The sequence below is a fragment of the Streptomyces xanthophaeus genome (assembly GCF_030440515.1).
Taxonomy (GTDB): Bacteria; Actinomycetota; Actinomycetes; order Streptomycetales; family Streptomycetaceae; genus Streptomyces; species Streptomyces kutzneri.
The window spans coordinates 5,178,061-5,195,924 of record NZ_CP076543.1 but is presented as its reverse complement, the minus strand read 5'-3'; the positions used below and the strand labels follow the sequence as shown (position 1 = coordinate 5,195,924).

Sequence of the window (17,864 nt, the reverse complement as noted above, 5' to 3'; positions counted from 1 at the left end):
CGGTCAGAGACTCCGGACGAAGGTCGCGAACGCGGCTGCCGTGACCGTGAAGACCGGCCCACCGGGGTTCTTGGAGTCCCGGACGGCCACCTCGCAGGGCTGGGCAGCCACCTCGACGCACTCGCCGCCGGTGCTTCCGCTGTACGAGGCCTTGCGCCAGGCGGCGGTGCCGAGCGGGGCGCATTCGATGCATTCGCCCCCGTTGGTACCGCTGTAGGACGACTTACGCCACTGCACGCCCATCAGGTCCACACTGGTCCCCATAGCGTTCCTCCATTACGCGTGCGATCAGAAGGGCCGACTCCTCCGGCGGGAGGGCTGCGGCCTGCAGCCGAGCGTATCCGACCGAACGTTCCCTGATCACTGGCGGATTGGCCGTCATATGGCCCGAGTCATAGCTCTCCGCGTAGAAGAGATCGGGGTCGCCATCGAAACGGAGGAGAGTGAACGACCCCATCATCCCGCTGTGTTCGCCGGTCGAGAAGGGGAGTACCTGGATCTGGATCCAGGGCCGGTCGAAGAAGGTCAGCAGATGGGCAAGTTGCTCCCGCATGACCTCGCGGCCGCCGACGTTCCGGTGCAGCAGCGCCTCATCCAGCACCACCAGCAGAACCGGCGGCTCCTCACGCATCAGGATGCGCTGGCGCTCCATTCGGGCCGCCGTGATCTCGTCGGCCCGGTCGGGAAACTCCACGCTCACCAGAGCCTTCGCGTACGCCTCCGTCTGAAGTAGTCCGTAGACCAACTGAGCCTGGAACGTGGAGATGTACGTCGCCCGGGCCTCCATCTCGGCGAAGGCCTGGAACCAAGTAGGGAGCACGCTCCGCAGGACCAGGCCCACCAGACGGGAGAAGTGCCCGTCCGTGCCGAGGGCCGCGTCCACCCGTTCCGAGAAGTCGCGGGTCGGCACCCGCTTGCCGTTCTCGATCATGCCGATCAGCGACCCGGTGCAGAAGATGATCGCGCCCAGCTGCGCCTGCTTGAGGCCCGCCTCTTCCCTCAGCCGGCGCAGCTCGTAGCTGTAGTAGTCCAGCGGCGAGGCGCTGGGATCGATGTCGCGGACGACGGCCATGGGACGGCACCTCCGAGCGGAGAACTGACTTGTGGCCGAGCGTAGCGATACCGACACGGAGCGATGTCCGGAATCCCGCAACCATGTCACACACCTCCGCCCCGCCCCCGGGAGAGTGGGGGCAGGGCGGGGTGTCGCTCGGCGCGGGGTGGGGGGAGATCAGCAGGCGCCGAGGTCCTTCCAGACACCCCACTCACCCGTGGTGCCCGGGGTCTCGTTCTGCGTCCACCACTGGGCCTTGTACTTGCGGCCGTTGTAGGAGACCTCGTTGCCGGCCGTGTAGACCGTGCCCGCGACGTACGCCGGGGTCGAGCCGCAGCCCGTCGGCGGGGTGGTCGGGGGCGTGGTCGGCGGGGTCGTGGGCGGAGTGGTCGGAGGCGTCGTCGGCGGGGTGGTCGGCGGGACCGTGGTGCCGCCGAGGGCGTCCGAGATCTGGTTGAGCAGCGTGGTGTTGTTGTCCAGGCCGAGCAGGGAGTACATCATCGCGCCGGCCAGGCCGCGCTGCTTGCCGTAGTCGACCCGGGCCTGGACGGACTTCTGGTTCAGGCCGGTGAAGAACTCGCCGTCCTTATAGAAGTACGAGGCCTTGGCCTGGTCGTCCCAGAAGGTGGTCGCCGGGTTGTCGACGAGGCCGCCGAGCTCCTTGTAGTTGGCGATACCGGCCTGCTGGCTGGTGGGCCGGGCGCCCGAGGCGCCGGTCGCGGACTGGGCGAGGCCGTTGTTCGCCCCGGCGGGGACGCCCTTCCAGCCGCGGTAGTAGAACTCGTAGCCCAGCGTCAGCTTGTTGGCGGGGAAGCCGCCGGTGATCCCGTAGGCCGGGTTGCCGTCGATCCAGGAGTCGATCGCGTTGTCGATGCTGTACTTCTGGGTGCCCGGCGCGATCGGGTCGGTCGGGTCGCCCGCCGGGGAGTACAGCGGGGACTGGTGGTACGTGGGGCCGTCGCCGTCCCAGGCGCCGTGCATGTCGTACGTCATGATGTTCGCGTAGTCGAGGTACGCGCCGATCTTGTCCGTCTCGATGTACTTGATCTTGTCCTGGCCGGCCGGGAGCGCCGATGTCAGCAGGTACTTCTTGCCGCCGTTGGCCTGGCCGTAGGCGTCGAGCTGCTCGCGGAACTCCTTGAGCAGGAGCGTGAAGTTCTGCTTGTCCTCGGGGGCGTAGTGGTTGCCGAGGTGGCCGCCGGACGAGCCCGGGTACTCCCAGTCGATGTCGATGCCGTCGAAGATGCCGGCCGCGACGCCCTGGCCGCCGTAGCCGCCCTCGACCGGCAGGTTGCCCTTGATGTACTGGTCGATGCAGGAGGAGACCAGCTTCTTGCGGGAGGCGTCGGTCTTCGCCGCGTCGCTGAAGTACTTGGAGTAGGTCCAGCCGCCGATCGAGATGTTGATCTTCAGGTGGGGGTACTTGGCCTTCAGCTGCTTGAACTGGTTGAAGACGCCGACGATCGGCTGGTCCCACTTGTCGGCGACCCCGCTGACACTGTCCGCGGCGCTGAAGGACTTCTGGTAGTCGGCGTACGAGTCACCCGCGCCGTCACCGGCGTTGGGGTTGTTGTCGTCGCCCGCCGCCTTGTTCGCCTCGAAACAGGTGAGGTTGGTGGGGTGGATGTTGCCGAACGAGTAGTTGATGACATCCAGCTTGCCCGCTATGCCGCGGGTGTCGAGGTGCTTGGGGTAGAAGGCGTTGCCGTACACGCTCCACTGGTCGTAGTAGGCGATACGGACGCCGCCCGCCGCGGCGCCGGCCGAGGCGTCGGCGGCCTGGGCGGTGCCGAGTCCCGCGAAGGAGGCCAGCGCTCCGGCGGCCAGCGCGGCCGTGGCGGCGGCAGCGATGAGAGGTTTACGGATGTGCATGAGCTGTCTCCGTGGGGGTGGGAGGGGAGATCAAGCGGTTCGGGTGAGAGAAGTGATAGCGATCACTCCACCCCCACGTCAATGGTTCGGACCAAAGAAGGACTAGACCACTCAGGCGCTATTTCCCCAAGTCAGAGACTTGAGCGCACATCAGAAACCGCTCGCCACCCCGGGTGACGAGCGGTTTAAGGCTGCCTTCAGGCAGCTCCGCGCAAGGTTTCGGCAACAAACCAGCCAAACGCCGTTCGCACGCCGTCAATCGGCGGCGGGCGCCTCCACCGGCATGCCGTACACATCCGCGACGAGCTCGTAGGAGCGCAACCGGGCCGCCCCGCTGTGGGCGTTGGAGGTCAGCATCAGCTCGTCCGCGCCCGTCCGCTTCGCCAGGTCGTCGAGCCCGGTGCGGACCTCGTCGGGGGTGCCGTGGACGACGTTCGCGAGCCAGCTGTCCACGAACTCCCGCTCCAGCGGGGAGAACGCGTACGCCGCAGCCTCCTCGGGCGTCGGGATCAGGCCGGGCCGTCCGGTGCGCAGGCGCAGCATCGACAGTGCGCCCGTGAGCACCTGGGCGCGGGCCGCCGCGTCGGTGTCGGCGGTGAGCGCGGAGACCCCGATGGCGGCGTAGGGGGCGTCGAGGACGGCCGAGGGGCGGAAGCTCTGGCGGTAGAGGTCGAGCGCGGGCAGGGTGCCGGCCGCCGAGAAGTGGTGGGCGTAGGCGAAGGGCAGGCCGAGCTCGCCGGCGAGGCGGGCGCTGAAGCCGGAGGAGCCGAGCAGCCACAGCGGCGGCCGGCCGGCGGGTCCCTGGACCGGGCCCGGTACGGCGTGCACGCGGGCGTACGGATGCCCGTCGGGGAAGTCGTCGTCGAGGAAGCGGGTGAGCTCCGCGAGCTGCCGGGGGAACTCGTCGGCGGCCTCGTCGAGGCGCCCGGGTCCGCGCAGCGCCGCGGCGGTGCGGCCGTCGGTGCCGGGGGCGCGGCCGAGTCCGAGGTCGATCCGGCCCGGGGCGAGCGCCTCCAGGGTGCCGAACTGCTCGGCGACGGCGAGCGGGGCGTGGTTGGGCAGCATGACCCCGCCGGAGCCGAGCCGGATGCGGGAGGTGTGCGCGGCGAGGTGGGCCAGGATCACGGCGGGCGAGGAGCTGGCGACGCCGGGCATGGAGTGGTGCTCGGCGACCCAGTGGCGGTGGTAGCCGCGGGATTCGGCGAGGCGGGCGATCTCGACGCTCGTACGGAGGGAGGCGTGGGCGGTGCTGCCCGCGCCGACGGTGACGAGGTCCAGGACGGAGAGCGGTACGGTCGCCCGGCCGTGCGCGGTGCCACGGATCCCGTTCGCGTTCCGGTTCTCCGCCGCGCCCGCCTTCACGCGGGCCTGTGCGTCGTCCCCTGCGTCACTCATCGTCGCTCCCGTTTCGCTCTCCTGTGCGTGCGGCATCAGTGCGACACCGTACGAAGAACTCGAACCGTGGGCGGCCGCCGGGCATTCCCGGAGGGACAAGGCGCTGGTCATGCCGCTGGCATATGCCAATGGAGTAGGTCCAGGCAGACAGACATAATTGAGCCAGCAATCTCCCCAACCGGCGCTCCACATGGGCCTCTTGATGGCTATCGTGGTAGGGCAAGCGGTAACAACCTGCTAGGGGGAAACCGTGGCGCTGAAGCCCGAGCCGACCGCGCCGTTCCACTCGGTGCAGTACGCACTACGCGTACTCGAAACGATCGCACGTCACACCGGCGGTGTGACGGACGTGCAGATCGCGCGTGAGACCGGCCTGCCCGCAGCCCATCTCGCTCCGATGCTGCTCATGCTGCGCCGGGAGGGATATGTCCTGCAGGTGTCAGACGGCGCTTACGCCATAGGGGATTCCCTCGTCCTGCTCGGCTCCGGCATCGACCGGCAGCAGGCGCTCACCGACAAGCTCCAGGAGACCCTGGACCGGCTGCGCGACTCGGTCGGCGCGGCCGTCTACATCAGCCGGTACGTGGACGGCGAGGTCCGGATCACGCAGTTCGCGGACAGTCCCCGCACCCCGAAGGTGCACGAGTGGGTCGACTTCCGCTCCGCCGCGCACGCCAGTGCGGTCGGCAAGTGTCTGCTGACGCAGCTCGACCTGAACGGGCGGCGCGACCACCTGTCCCGGCACAAGATCGCCCGGCTCACGTCGAAGACGATCGTGAACGAGCGGATCCTGTTCTCCAAGCTGGACGCCCAGCCCGCCACCGTGCCCATGCTGGACCTGCAGGAATACGCCGTGGGCACGGTCTGCGCGGCGGTCCCGATCACGGCCGGGGCCTCGGTGGGCTGCCTGGCCCTGTCGATGCCGGTCGAGCACGCACACCGGCTGCGGGCCGCGGCGGACACCTTGAACCGGAAGGCCGCACCGCTGCTGCTGTCGCTCACGCTCTAGGGCGGGCGGTGGAAGCGGGCGGGCGCGCGGGCCCATGGGCCGATGGGCTGATGGGCCCGGAAAACACTTCGGGCGGTTCCCGGTGAAACCGGAAACCGCCCGAAGGACAGGTGCGCCGCCAGGGACTCGAACCCCGGACCCGCTGATTAAGAGTCAGCTGCTCTAACCAACTGAGCTAGCGGCGCCTGCTGACAGAGAAAATACTACCTGGTCCTCAGGGGTGCTCAAAACCATTAGCCGCGGAGGTACGCGAGGACCGCCAGGACCCGGCGGTGGGTGTCCTCGGCGGGCGGCAGGTCGAGCTTTCCCAGGATGTTCCCGATGTGTTTGCCGACGGCCGCCTCGGACACCACCAGCTCCCGGGCCACGGCCCCGTTCGACTTGCCCTCCGCCACCAGGCCCAGGACCTCCCGTTCCCGCGGGGTCAGCGCCGCCAGCGGGTCGCGCCGCCGGCGCAGGAGCTGGCGTACGACCTCCGGGTCCACCACCGTGCCGCCGCCGGCCACCGTGACCACGGCGTCGAGGAACTGCTCCACCTGCCCGACCCGGTCCTTGAGCAGGTAGCCGACGCCGCTGCCGTCCCCGGAATCCAGCAGGTCGGCGGCGTACGAGCGCTGCACGTACTGGCTGAGCACCAGCACCGGCAGGTCCGGGCGCGCGGCCCGGAGCTCCACGGCGGCGCGCAGTCCGTCGTCGGACAGGCCCGGGGGCATCCGTACGTCGGTCACGACGATGTCCGGGGCGTGGACGGCCACGGCGGCACGGAGCTCGTCCGCGTCCCCGACGGCGGCCGCCACCCGGTGGCCGAAACGCGTCAGCAGGCCTACGAGCCCTTCGCGCAGCAGGACCCCGTCCTCGGCGAGGACGATGTTCAGGGATTGCTCGTGGGGCTGATCACCGGGCACGGGATCTCCAGGCTCAGAACGGTCGGGCCACCGGGCGGGCTGGTGATCGCCAGTGTGCCATCGAGGACCGCGATCCGGTCGGCCAGTCCGGTCAGCCCGGACCCGGCGGCCGGATCCGCGCCGCCGCGGCCGTCGTCGGTGACGTCTATGAGCAGCGCGGCTCCGGTGTGCCGGGCGGTGACGGCGGCGCGGGCCGCGCCGCTGTGCCGGCCGATGTTGGCGAGGGCCTCGCAGACCCCGAAGTAGGCGGCGGCCTCGACGGACTCCGGGAGGCGCGGCAGCCCACCGGTACCCAGATCGGCGTCCACGGGGACGGCGGAACGCTCGGCGACGTCGGCGAGGGCGCCGGTGAGGCCGTAGTCGGTGAGCACCTGGGGGTGGATGCCGTGGATCAGCTCGCGCAGTTCCGCGAGGACCTTGCCGGCCTCGTCGTGGGCGGTCGCGAGCCGGTCGGCGAGCGGGCCCGGCGGTGCGTCGAGGCGGGCGAGGCCGAGGGTCATGGTGAGGGCGACGAGCCGCTGCTGGGCGCCGTCGTGGAGGTCGCGCTCGATCCGGCGGCGCTCGGCCTCGAAGGCGGCGACGAGCCGGGCCCGGGAGTGGGTGACCTCGGCGAGCAGCCCCTGGAGCTCGCGCTCGCGGGGAGCGAGCAGGGCGCGGGTGAGGGCGGCGCGGGCCCCGGCGAGGGCGCCGAGCGGGTGGAGGAGGACGGGGAGCAGCACGGCCCCGGCGGCGGCGATCGCGAAGGCGACCGGGTAGGAGGTGACCAGCCAGAGCTTGACCACCTTGACCTCGCCGTCGGCGGCGAGGGCGAGCTGGAGCGGGGTGGTGAGCAGGAGCAGCGGCAGGCCGAGCAGGGTCCCGACGACGGCGAGGTCGGCCCACCAGAGCACGAAGCCGTGCAGGACCGCGTGGGCGAGCTCGCGCCAGGTGGCCTGCTCGCGGTAGCGCAGCCGGGCCCAGGCGAGGAGGCCGGGTTCGGCGGGGGTGCGGTGGGGGGTGCCGGTGGGGGTGCGGTCGACGAGGCGCAGACGGCGGCGCTCGACGGCGGCGGCGGGTACGCCGACGAGGCCGAGCAGGGCGAGCAGCGGCAGGCCGACGAGGACGGGGCCGAGCGTGGCGCCGGCCCCGGCGAGGAGGACGAGGACGAGGAGGAGGGGGACCCCGGTGAGGGCGCTCCCGGCGAGGTACCCGGCGGACCGCCAGGGCCAGGCGGAACGCAGGTACCGGCCGCGGGCCAGGGCGTGCCAGGGGGTGCGGGGGTGATCGTCCATGCAGGCACGCTAGCCGCGGGCCCGGCGGGGTGACGATGGCCCTACCGGGCCTCCGCCGGGTATACCCAGCCCTACCCCGGACTCCGCCCGGCCCCGCGCCCCAAAGACCTGGGGCTCCGCCCCAGACCCCGCGCCTCAAACGCCGACGGGGCTGAAAATAGCCCCGCCGGCGTTTGAGGCGCGGGTCCGGGCGGAGCCCGGCAGCGGCGGGGCGGGGGTCAGTGGGCCAGCAGGTCGGACCGGCCGTGCGAGTCGTACTCCGCCACGAGGGCGGTCAGGGCGGCCGCGTCCAGGGGGGTGTAGGCGCCGGACGGGGAGCGGTGCCAGACCGGGTCCGCGCAGCGGAAGCCCTCGCGGCGGAGGGAGACGCGGTGGATCTTGTTCGTCGCCGTGGTCGGCATGGCCTCGACGACGCGGACGTAGCGCGGGGCCATCTTCGTGCCCAGGTCCGGCTGGCCGGAGAGGAAGGTCCCGAAGGCCGACGGGTCGAAGGCCGCGCCCTCCCGGAGGGCGAGGGCCGCCATGACCTGGTCCCCCGCCACCTCGTCCGGGACGGCGTAGACGGCGACCGCCGCCGCGTCCGTCCAGCGGGCCAGGATGTTCTCGATCATCGCCGCGGCGAGGTTCTCGCTGTCGACGCGGAGCCGGTCGTCGGTGCGGCCCGCGAAGTAGAGGAAGCCCGCCGCGTCGCGGAAGAAGAGGTCTCCCGTCCAGTACCAGCCGTCGCGGGTGCGGTCGGCCTCCGCGTCCGGGTTGCGCCAGTACCCCTCGAAGAGGCTGCGGCCGCGGTTGACCAGTTCGCCGATCGCCGCCGAGCCGTTCAGCAGGCGGCCGTCCGGGGCGAGGACCGCGGGCGGGCATTCCGCGCCGGTGGCCGGGTCGATCACCGCCAGGTCGTCGCCCGCGCCGGCCCGGCCCAGGGCGCCCGGCGGGGTGTCCGGGGTGCTCCCCCAGCTACCGCTGGGAGGGGCCCCCATGACGGAGGCGCCGCCCTCGGTGGCCCCGTAGCCCTCCACCAGCCGGACCCCGAACCGCTCGGCGAAGCGGGCCGCGTCCACCGCCCCAGCCTCGGTGCCGAAGCCGAGGCGCAGGGTGTGGGCACGGTCGTCGGGGCGGGGTTCGGTGGCCAGGAGGTACTGGACCGCCCGCCCGACGTAGGTGAAGTACGTGGCCCCGTAGGCCCGTACGTCGTCCAGGAACGCGGAGGCCGAGAAGCGGCGGCGCAGCGCCACCGGGGCCCCGCCGACGAGCGCCGGCAGCCAGTCGGCGATGACGGCGTTGCCGTGGAAGAGCGGCATGCAGATGTAGTGGACGTCGTCCGGGGTGACGGTGAACTGGCGGGCCAGCGCGGCTCCGGCCGCGGCGAGCCGGCCCTGGGAGCAGATCGCGGCCTTGGGGGCGCCGGTGGAGCCGGAGGTGAAGTAGAGGAGGAGGCGGGAGTCGGGGGCGGGGGTGCGCAGCGCCGCCTCGCCGGGCTTGGCCGCGGCGTAGGGGGCGAGCAGGGCCTCGTACTCCTCGGTGCCGGTGACCAGGACGCGTACGCCGGGCAGGTCGAGGCCGCGCAGCAGCGGCAGGTGGGCGCGCTCGGTGATCAGGATCCGGCAGTCGGTGTGGAGGATGTCGCGGGCCAGTTCGGGGCCGCGCCGTGTGGGGTTGATCCCGGCGACGGCGGCCCCCGCGAGGGCCGCCGCGCCGAGCCAGAACGGGAACTCGGGGGTGTTGTCGAGCAGGACCCCGAGGTGCGGCTCGCCCCCCGGAGGCATGAGGTCGACGAGGAGCGCGGCGCGCGCGGCGGCCTCCTGGGCGGTCCGGTGGTGGGTGAGGACACCGTTCTCGTGTTTCAGCCCGGGCCGGTGGTCGCCCCATTGGCGCGCTATGAGCTCCGCGACGGTTTCGGGTGCAGTCGTCGTCCGCATGCCGCCGGAGGGTAGCTGACGTAACGTCAGAATTGAACGTCGGAGCAGGCGTAGAAGGCCATCGGGGTGTCGTTGACGGTCCAGACGGCCAGGATCAGGTGCCGGCCCGTCTTGCCGCTCGGCATGGCGCCCTGGTGGACGGTGGTCATGGCGGGGCGGGCGCCGTTGTAGGCGACCGTGAGGAAGGGCTGGGGTTCGAGGTCGGCGCGGGTGAGGGCCTTGGTGCCGGTCCAGCCGTTCTTGGTGACGTAGTACTTGAAGTCGGTGGTGGAGTGGTTGGCGGTGAACTGCCACCGGAAGGAGTAGCTCTGCCCGCTGGTCACCTTGGTGGTGGGCCATGCGCCGCCGCGCGGGTTGTCGAGCTCGGAGAACTGGGAGAGTCCGCCGGAACATATCTTGCCGTCGGCGGGGCCGGCGGCCGGGAACCCCTTGAAGCCCTCGACGCTCTGCGGCTCCCACTGGATCGCACCGCAGTCGGAGACGGTGCGGTTGGCGCAGAGCTTCTGGCGGCTGATCGGGGTGTCGGTGTAGCCGTGACTGCTGGCGGCGGGGGCGCTGACGAGGGTGATCCCGGCGACGAGGCCGAGGCCGAGCGCGGCGACGCCGGCCCGTTTGGGCATGCGGATGGGACGCATGATGCTCCTTGAACGTGGGGGGAGTTCGGTGAGAGCGCGCGCGTGTGGGGATTAGGTCTAGACCAAGTCCCAGATTATTGACGAGAGTTGGCCATGTCCATACCAATGGGAAAACGGGTGGTCCGTTACCTTCCGGCCACCCGCTCCCGTACCGCTGGACCCTCCTGGACCCTCCTGGGCCTCCTGGGCCCTCCTGCACTCCTCCGGACTCCCCCTGTCGCCCTTTACTCGGAGCGGCCCGTGTAGAAGGCGACCGTGAGGTCCTTCACCAGCGCCTTGCGCTCGTAGTCGTCGAGCTCGACCAGCCCCCGCGAGGTCAGCCGGTGGACGGTGTCGTCGACGGCGTCCACGACCGAGGTCAGCACGGTGTCCCGGTGCTTGGCGTCGATCGCCGCGACCCGGCGGCGGCGCATGGCCTCGGCCACCTCGGCCGCGTACTCGATCCGGGTCGGCTGGGCCGAGAACACCTCGATCCCGACCGCCTCCGTCTCGGCCGCCAGCATCCGGGTCAGCGCGTCACCGACGGCCTCGGCGTCGCGCAGGGTCGGGGCGTCCTCGTGGAAGGCGTCGGCGGGCAGCTGCGACAGCACGCGGGCCATCGCCGACTCGACCTGCTCGGCGAGGTACTCCGTGTGGTCCTCGACGGCGAGGGTGGCGCGTGCGGTGTCCCTGACCTGCCAGACGACCTGGACGACGACCTGGAGGGCGAGGCCGCCCGAGTCCACGGCGGGCATCGGGTCGCTGCGCCAGTGGCGCAGGCGTACGTCGACCCGGCGGCGCAGGAGCAGGGGACTGACCCAGGTCAGGCCGGTACGCCGGACCGTGCCGCGGTAGCGGCCGAAGAGGGTGAGCACCCAGGCGTGGCCGGTGCGGGCCCGGCCGAGCCCGCCGAGCGACACGAGGGCGACGATCCCGAGGAAGGCGAGCGGCGGCCAGTGGGTGGCGCGCAGGCCGTGGTAGGCGCGGGGGGTCGCCCCGAAAGCGGCCACGAAGGCGGCGGGGACGACCCCGGCCCGCCAGAGCACGGCCACACAGCCGGCGAGGGCGAGCCCGCCGACGGCCACGCCGACCCAGCCGGGCAGCACCGGGCCGCGGTGTTCCCGGAGCCGGTCGTCGCCGCGCGGGACCCGGCGTCCCGGGGCGGGGCGCGGGGCACGGGCGGCGGGCGCGGTGGCCGCGGCGGCGGGTGCGGGCATCGCCCGGAGCTGCTGCGTCCCGCGGAACGGGAGGTGCACCGGCACCTCGGTGACCGAGGTGCCCCGGTGGGCTCCGGGGCGCGGGAGGTCCGGCGCGGCGCCGGCGTCGTCCAGGCCGCGGGCCACCGCCTGGGCGACGATCTCGACCGGTCCGGGCCCGGGGATGCCGGAGTGCGGCGGGGCCGCCATGTCCGCGGGCTCGGGTTCGGGATCGGGGGCGGGGGCGATGACGGGCTCGTACTCGGGCGCGGCCACCGCTTCGGGCTCGGCTTCGGCTTCCGCTTCCACCTCGAGTGCGGCCTCGGGCTCGGCTTCGGCTTCGGTGTACACCTCCGCCTCGGCCTCGGCTTCGGCTTCGACCTGGGCGGTCCGCAGGCGCAGGGTGGCCACCCCGGCGGGGGCCTCCGCTTCCTGCGGGTGCGGGATGGCCGCAGGACCCTGGTCCCCCTCGTCGTACGGATGCGCCCGGGCCGCCGGGACCTCCCACCCGTGCGGCAGCTCGGGAGCCGGGCGGGCGGCCAGCGCCGCGGCCCAGCCGAACGAGGTCTCGGCGGCGACGGCGTGCTCCGGCGTGGCGGGGCGGCCCACCAGGGCGGGCGGCGGGCTCGGCGGGCTCGGCGGAGCGGCCTCGCGCGGCGCCGCGACGGCCACGGCCGCGTGCACCGGCTCCGGCATGGGCGCCGGCTCCGCGGCCCACGCCGGGCGAGCTGCCGGCGTGACCGCGGGAGCGGGGACAGCCGTCACGGGGGCAGCGGGCTCAGGGGCAGGGGCAGGGGCAGGGGCAGGGGCAGGCGCGGGATCCGCCGCCCGGACCGCCACCGGGGCGGCCAGCGGCGGCACTCGGAGGGTGCCCGTCGTCGAGGTGGTGCGCGTGGGGAACATCGTTACCTCCGTCATGCGAACAGCCGGCGCCAGGTTTCCGGGCCCGGGTAGCCGTTGGCCGATGCGCCGGTCCAGCCCTGCGCACGCTGGAAGGCCTCGACGTTGCGGCGGTCGGCCTCGCTCCAGCGCAGGCCCGGACCGGATGTGTAGTACTTGCCGAAGCCCTTCTTCACCAGCTGGCGGCCGAGGGCCCTGATGGCCTCGTGCGACTGGCCCGGGCGGAACACCGCGGCGCCCGGGTAGGCCCGTACCCCGCCCGGCCCCGGCGCGCCCGCCACCGTCGGCGGGATGTTCTTGCCCTGCTTCTCGACCAGCAGCTTCCAGGTGTGGGTGCCCGGAATGCCGTCGGCGTCCGCGCCCGTCCAGCCCTGTGCGCGCTGGAAGGCGGCGGTGGCGAGCTTGTCGTGGTCGCTCCACGTCCGGTCGGCGACGCCCTTGGGGTAGAAGCGGTACGCGCCGCGCTCGATCAGCATCCGGCCGAGCTGGGCCACGTAGTCGTTGGTGACGCCGGGGCCGAACTTGTCCGCGCCCGGGAAGACCGTCGCGTCCCCCGGCTTGGCGCCCGCCGGGGGCTGGTCGCCCGGGACGTCGGGCAGGATGCCTCCCGGCACCCCGTTGAACCGGTACGGGACGTACTTCGTCGCGTTGCTCCAGTACCCGTAGGGCGTGGCCAGCTTCCGCGTGTTCGGGCGCGTCTGCTCGTAGGCGACGTAGTGCGTGTGCGTCGAGTCGACCCAGCCGCCGAAGATGACCACGTGCGAGCCGTTGTTGGGGTCGGCCGGGTTGTGGAAGAGGAGCATGTCCCCCGGCAGCAGCTCATCCTTGGTGATCTTGGTGGCGAATTTGTCGAGGCTGCCGGTCCATTCGTTCGTCCCGAGGTTCCAGACCATGGAGACGTAGCCCGAGCAGTCCTGCCGGTAGCCGTCCGTCCAGTACTCGGACATGCTGTACGGGACCTCCGCGTCCAGCCACAGCTTCGCGCGGTTGATGATCGTCGCGCGGTCGATCCGCCGCACCGCGCCGGGCCTGGCCGGAGCGCCGGGCTTGCCCACCGGCCCGCCCTTCGGGCCGTGCAGCGGGGTCCGGCCGCCCTGCGGAGTGCCCGGGTCGTCCAGGGCCACCGGCCCCGGGGTCGGGACCGGGGTCGGGACCGGGGTGGTCGCGGCCACCGCGGTCGTACTGCCGCCGCCCAGGACCACTCCCGCGGCGGTGGCCAGCACCAGCGCCCGGCGGGCGCCGCGTGCGGCCGGGTGCCCCCCGTCCCGGAGCGGTATGGCCCGCGCGCGGGCGAGGGCGCGGCGGCGCTGGGCGCAGCCCCGGCACACGCAGTCGCCCGCGGGCTCGTACTCCTCGAAACCGGGCATCGGCATCTGCACATGCGTCGGAGGCTGCATCGTCATGCGGTTCCGTCCACTCCCCTGCTCGTCCACTCGTCCACCGGTCGGCCGGAGCCACAGCTGATGAAGCATCAGATGTGGCACGCGCAGACATATGGTGCACGATAAACCCCTCAAACATGGGTTAATCGGACAAGGTGGGCGTGGCTGGTCACGGGCACCCCTGGAGGTGGGGTAGAGTTTTCCCTGTCAGCAAGCGCCGCTAGCTCAGTTGGTTAGAGCAGCTGACTCTTAATCAGCGGGTCCGGGGTTCGAGTCCCTGGCGGCGCACAGACGGAGGAAGCCCCTCGCAGCGAAAGCTGCGGGGGGCTTCTTCGTGTCCTCTGCACAGGGCCTCAGGCCGCGGTGCCGGGCGCGCCCGGGCGGGCTCCCACGCCCGTCAGGTAGGCGGAGACCACCACGTTCGCCGTGTACTCCTTGGCCACCTTGTCGTACGAACCCCCGCAGGTCACCAGCCTCAGCTCCGCGCGGCCCCGGACCCGCTGGCCGTAGGCCTTGTGGGCGTCGAAGGCGGCGCGCTCGTAGACCCGTACGTCCTCGATCGTGAACTCGGCGACCGAGCCGTCCGTCCGCACCACCCGCACCTTGTCGCCCGGCTGCGCGGAGCTCAGACCGTAGAACACCGCCGGCTTGGAGCGGGTGTCCACGTGCCCCACCATCAGAGCCGTCCCGGCCGTCCCCGGCTGGGTGCCCCTGCCCCACCAGCCCACCGTGCCGGGCTGGTCGTACGGGGGCGGCTCGATCGCCCCGTCCTTGTCCAGGTCCCGGGAGATCACCGGGGCCTGGATGCCTATGGAGGGCACGTCGACGCGCTGGGGCGGGGCCGCGGCCAGCGGGGCGTGCGCGGCCGGCAGCCCCGGACCCACCGTCCCGCCGGCCTGACCGGCCGGCGGGGCCGGCGCCACGGTGAGCTGGCGGCCCCACAGCCACAGGCCGAGCACCAGCACCGCCCAGGCGGCGAAGGTCAGCAGCCGGCCGCCGGCGGAGGCCTTGTCCTCACTCACCGGCGCTCACCGGTACCCGCCGGCATCCACCGGGATCCACCGACATCCACCGGGGCTCACCGGCCTCACTCCCCGCTGCGGCGGCGGCGCAGGGCCAGCGCCCGGCCCGCGACGGCCAGTGTGGCGACCGCGGCGAGGACGGCACCGATCACCGTGTGCGGCAGCCCCGGTCCGTCGGCACCGTGGGCCTTCTTGGCCGACTCCGCCGCGAGTTCGGCGGACATGCCGCCGCCGCCCGCGTGGACCGGCCAGACGGGTGTGGCGTGGTGGGACGGGTGGCGGTACTCGGAGATCTGGACGGAGCCGCTGACCTTGTCGTGGCCGTCGCACGTCACCCGGACGGAGTGCCAGCCGGGCGAGACGTGCGAGCTGATCATCGCGTCGCCGTAGAGCGGGCTGCGGCCGCCGTCCCGGCCGTAGAGGTCTACGTCCGACACGAAAGCGGCGGACTTGGCCGATCCGCGGGTGCCGTCACAGCCCTGGACGCGCAGCTTGACCTGCGCTCCGGGGTGAGCCGGATTCGGGTCGACCGCGACGCTGCCTCGGTCTCCGCGGTCACCGCGGTCCTCCTCGCCCGCGAGGGCGATCGGCGCGGTCACCGCCGAGAATGCCGCCAGGACGACGGCCATCGCGGTGGCGCGGACAGCGATCGGAACACTGCGCATGGTGAACCTCCTCGACAAGGAGATTCACGCGCGGCGCGCCGCCGCGCATCCGGAGCGGCGCCGTACGTGTCGGCCGTACGCCCCAAACGCGGTACGCCCGTTCGGCCGTACGCGTCAGACCAGGTCGACCAGGTCCGCGATCGAGGCGACCGTCCTGGTCGGGCGGAACGGGAACTTCTCGGTGTCCTGCTCGGTGGTCAGGCCGGTGAGGACGAGGAAGGTCTGCATGCCCGCCTCCAGACCGGCCAGCACGTCGGTGTCCATTCGGTCGCCGATCATCGCGCTGGTCTCCGAGTGCGCGCCGATGGCGTTCAGGCCGGTACGCATCATCAGCGGGTTCGGCTTGCCGGCGAAGTACGGCTTCTTGCCGGTCGCCTTGGTGATCAGCGCGGCGACGGCGCCGGTCGCCGGGAGCGGGCCCTCGGTGGAGGGGCCGGTCTCGTCGGGGTTGGTGCAGATGAAGCGCGCACCCGCGTTGATCAGGCGCACCGCCTTGGTCATCGCCTCGAAGCTGTACGTCCGGGTCTCGCCCAGGACCACGTAGTCGGGCTCGTGGTCGGTCAGGATGTAGCCGATGTCGTGGAGGGCGGTGGTCAGGCCGGCCTCGCCGATGACGTACGCCGTGCCGCCCGGACGCTGGTCGTCGAGGAACTTCGCGGTGGCCAGCGCCGAGGTCCAGATGTTCTCGACGGGAACGTCCAGACCCATGCGGCTCAGGCGGGCCTGGAGGTCGCGCGGGGTGTAGATCGAGTTGTTGGTCAGCACCAGGAAGGGCTTGCCGGACTCGCGCAGCCGCTTGATGAAGGCATCGGCGCCGGGGATCGGGGTGCCCTCGTGGATGAGGACCCCGTCCATGTCGGTGAGCCAGGATTCGATCGGCTTGCGCTCTGCCACTGGACTGTTCTCCGCTCTCGGTGACCTGCGACCTCTGGTCTGTACCACCCTATCGGGGCCGGGCCGCGGACGTCCTTGACGTCCACAGCCCGGACCCGGATCGCGATCAGGGCCGGTCAGCCCGGGTGACCGTCCAGGTGATCGCCCAGGAAATCAGCCCAGGCGGACGTTGTCGACGGTCCAGAACCAGTTGTTGTTGCCGCTGTAGCGGAAGCGGACCTGGACGTCGGTGGCGCCGGCCGGGACCTGGAGGGCGAGGGACTCGGACTTGGCGACTGCGTCGGCGGTGTAGGTCTTCACCACGGCCGGGGCGGCGCCGTTGTAGGAGACCAGGACCTGGGCGGTCTGGCCTGCCTCGTGGCGGTAGTGCGTCTGGAAGGTCAGATTCCGCGTGCTGCCGCCGCTGACCGCCCACTTGGGGGTGACGAGGGTGGAGTCGAAGGCGCCGGTGTGGCTCTTGTCGTCCCACTCGTCGGAGTCGGCGACGGCGAATACGTCACGGGAGCGGACGTTCAGCTCGCGCCACTGGTCGCGCTGCGACTGGCTCCAGAACTCGTCGGTCGCGAACGCCCAGCCGGCCCACTCGGTGACACCGCCCGTGCCCATCCTGGAGTTGTCGACGGACCAGCCGGCGGGCGGGGTGTGCGTGAAGCCCTTCACGCCGGCCGGGATGCCCGTCTCGTCCACCCGGGCCTGGAGGTTCGGGCGCAGGGTGTCGAAGGGGTCGTCGTCCGGGGCGTTCAGCGGGACGCCGTCGAGGCCGGAGCCGCTGACGCCGACCTGGGCGAGGGCGGTGGCGGCGACATCGGCCAGCCGCACGTCGGCGCGTACGGAGCCGGCCGGGATGCCCGCGCCCTTGGCGATGACGAAGGTGCCGCGCTCCTGGATGGTCGAGCCGCCGTGGCCGCCGGAGTCGGTGTGGCCGTGGTCGGTGGTGACCAGGATCTTCCAGTTCTCCTGGGCGTACGCCGGGCGGTTCTTGACGGCGGTGAGGAGCTGGCCGACCAGGGTGTCGACGCGGGCGATGGTGTCGAGGTACTGCTGGCTGGCCGCGCCGTAGGAGTGGCCGGCCGCGTCGATCTCGCCGAGGTAGACGAAGGCGGCGTCCGGGTTCTGGTCACGCAGTTCGGCGGCGGCGGCCGCGGCGATCTTCGGGTCCTCGGTGCGGTATCCGTCGCGGTCGCCCTTGAGGGAGAGGCGCTTGTCGACCTTCGAGGAGAAGATCGGGCCGTTCTGGTCGGTGGAGGTGATGGGCTCCCAGTCGGCGGCCGCGTACGTGTTGAGCGCCGGCTTGGCGTTCTCGATGCGGGTCAGGAAGTCCGGGTAGGCGGCGTAGTTCTTGCCGGTGAAGGAGTTGTCCTTCACGCCGTGCTTGTCGGGCCAGACCCCGGTGGCGATGGTGGACCAGCCGGGGCCCGAGGAGGTGGCGGCCATCGGGCTCGCGTAGAGGGTGCTGCGGGCGGTCAGGCCCTGGGCCATCAGGCCGTTCAGGTGGGGTGCGTCGGCAGCTTTGACGCGGTCCAGGACCGCGCCGTCGATGCCGATGACGAGGACCTTGTCGGTGTTGACCGCGGCCGCGGCGGCGCCGGCGGAGGTGGAGGTGGCCAGGGCGGTGGCGGCGATCAGGGCGGAGGTGACGGCGGTCGTGGCGATGGCACGACGTCCGGGCAGGACAGGGGACACGTACTCCTCCTGGGAGCAAGTGAGCGGCGAAAGGAGCGGGGGATTTCCGGCGTGCGGCGTGCGGCGTGCGTTCCGGTGTGCGCCGG

The 17,864-nt window shown here is 72.2% G+C and carries 15 protein-coding genes and 2 tRNA genes; 2 read left to right on the top strand and 15 right to left on the bottom strand.

What is annotated here, in order from left to right:
- Window positions 1-3: 3 nt before the first annotated feature.
- From KO717_RS23065 to KO717_RS23050, 4 genes are all read right to left on the bottom strand, one after another.
- A complete protein-coding gene (locus KO717_RS23065; RefSeq protein WP_301370884.1) occupies window positions 4-264 on the bottom strand; it encodes a DUF397 domain-containing protein in 261 nt (86 codons plus the stop codon).
- Window positions 224-1,072: a helix-turn-helix domain-containing protein gene (locus KO717_RS23060; protein WP_301370882.1), complete on the bottom strand. Its 849-nt coding sequence runs from the start codon at window positions 1,070-1,072 to the stop codon at window positions 224-226. The genes KO717_RS23065 and KO717_RS23060 overlap by 41 nt, the downstream gene beginning before the upstream one ends.
- A gap of 159 nt (window positions 1,073-1,231) precedes the next feature.
- Entirely contained in the window at window positions 1,232-2,926 is a 1,695-nt protein-coding gene (locus KO717_RS23055; protein WP_301370880.1) for a glycosyl hydrolase family 18 protein, read from the bottom strand.
- Between the two features lie 255 nt (window positions 2,927-3,181).
- The gene (locus KO717_RS23050; protein ID WP_301370878.1) at window positions 3,182-4,321 is read right to left on the bottom strand and encodes an LLM class flavin-dependent oxidoreductase; all 1,140 of its coding nucleotides are present in this window, start codon (window positions 4,319-4,321) and stop codon (window positions 3,182-3,184) included.
- 250 nt (window positions 4,322-4,571) lie between these two features.
- Here KO717_RS23050 and KO717_RS23045 point away from each other — a divergent pair, with 250 nt between their 5' ends.
- Entirely contained in the window at window positions 4,572-5,330 is a 759-nt protein-coding gene (locus KO717_RS23045) for an IclR family transcriptional regulator (RefSeq protein WP_030012142.1), read from the top strand.
- A 111-nt stretch (window positions 5,331-5,441) separates the two neighbouring features.
- Here the strand turns inward: KO717_RS23045 and KO717_RS23040 are convergent.
- The 7 genes from KO717_RS23040 to KO717_RS23010 all read right to left on the bottom strand — a co-directional run bounded on the left by KO717_RS23040 (window position 5,442) and on the right by KO717_RS23010 (window position 13,505).
- Window positions 5,442-5,515: transfer RNA gene (locus KO717_RS23040), tRNA-Lys, on the bottom strand.
- A gap of 48 nt (window positions 5,516-5,563) precedes the next feature.
- Entirely contained in the window at window positions 5,564-6,235 is a 672-nt protein-coding gene (locus KO717_RS23035; RefSeq protein WP_301370875.1) for a response regulator, read from the bottom strand.
- Window positions 6,202-7,506, bottom strand: a complete 1,305-nt coding sequence (locus KO717_RS23030; RefSeq protein WP_301370873.1) for a sensor histidine kinase — start codon at window positions 7,504-7,506, stop codon at window positions 6,202-6,204. Before KO717_RS23030 ends, KO717_RS23035 begins: the two co-directional genes overlap by 34 nt.
- A gap of 218 nt (window positions 7,507-7,724) precedes the next feature.
- Window positions 7,725-9,422: an AMP-binding protein gene (locus KO717_RS23025; protein WP_301370872.1), complete on the bottom strand. Its 1,698-nt coding sequence runs from the start codon at window positions 9,420-9,422 to the stop codon at window positions 7,725-7,727.
- Window positions 9,423-9,448: 26 nt separating this feature from the next.
- Window positions 9,449-10,042 carry a lytic polysaccharide monooxygenase auxiliary activity family 9 protein gene (locus KO717_RS23020; protein ID WP_301374689.1) on the bottom strand — a complete coding sequence of 198 codons (594 nt, stop codon included), beginning with the start codon at window positions 10,040-10,042 and terminating at the stop codon, window positions 9,449-9,451.
- Window positions 10,043-10,281: 239 nt separating this feature from the next.
- Entirely contained in the window at window positions 10,282-11,928 is a 1,647-nt protein-coding gene (locus KO717_RS23015) for an SPFH domain-containing protein (RefSeq protein WP_301370870.1), read from the bottom strand.
- 218 nt (window positions 11,929-12,146) lie between these two features.
- On the bottom strand, window positions 12,147-13,505 hold the full coding sequence (locus KO717_RS23010; protein ID WP_301374688.1) for a peptidoglycan-binding protein: 1,359 nt from the start codon (window positions 13,503-13,505) through the stop codon (window positions 12,147-12,149).
- 223 nt (window positions 13,506-13,728) lie between these two features.
- Here KO717_RS23010 and KO717_RS23005 point away from each other — a divergent pair.
- A tRNA-Lys gene (locus tag KO717_RS23005) sits at window positions 13,729-13,802 on the top strand.
- 65 nt (window positions 13,803-13,867) lie between these two features.
- On the opposite strand, the gene KO717_RS23000 is transcribed toward KO717_RS23005, so the two are convergent.
- The 4 genes from KO717_RS23000 to KO717_RS22985 form a co-directional block, all read right to left on the bottom strand.
- Window positions 13,868-14,536 (bottom strand): class F sortase, encoded by a 669-nt coding sequence (locus KO717_RS23000; protein WP_301370868.1) that lies wholly within the window; start codon window positions 14,534-14,536, stop codon window positions 13,868-13,870.
- Window positions 14,537-14,601: 65 nt separating this feature from the next.
- Entirely contained in the window at window positions 14,602-15,201 is a 600-nt protein-coding gene (locus KO717_RS22995; protein ID WP_301370866.1) for a hypothetical protein, read from the bottom strand.
- A 114-nt stretch (window positions 15,202-15,315) separates the two neighbouring features.
- Window positions 15,316-16,095, bottom strand: a complete 780-nt coding sequence (locus KO717_RS22990) for an HAD-IIA family hydrolase (RefSeq protein ID WP_301370864.1) — start codon at window positions 16,093-16,095, stop codon at window positions 15,316-15,318.
- 153 nt (window positions 16,096-16,248) lie between these two features.
- On the bottom strand, window positions 16,249-17,778 hold the full coding sequence (locus KO717_RS22985; protein ID WP_301370863.1) for an alkaline phosphatase family protein: 1,530 nt from the start codon (window positions 17,776-17,778) through the stop codon (window positions 16,249-16,251).
- Window positions 17,779-17,864 lie beyond the last annotated feature (86 nt).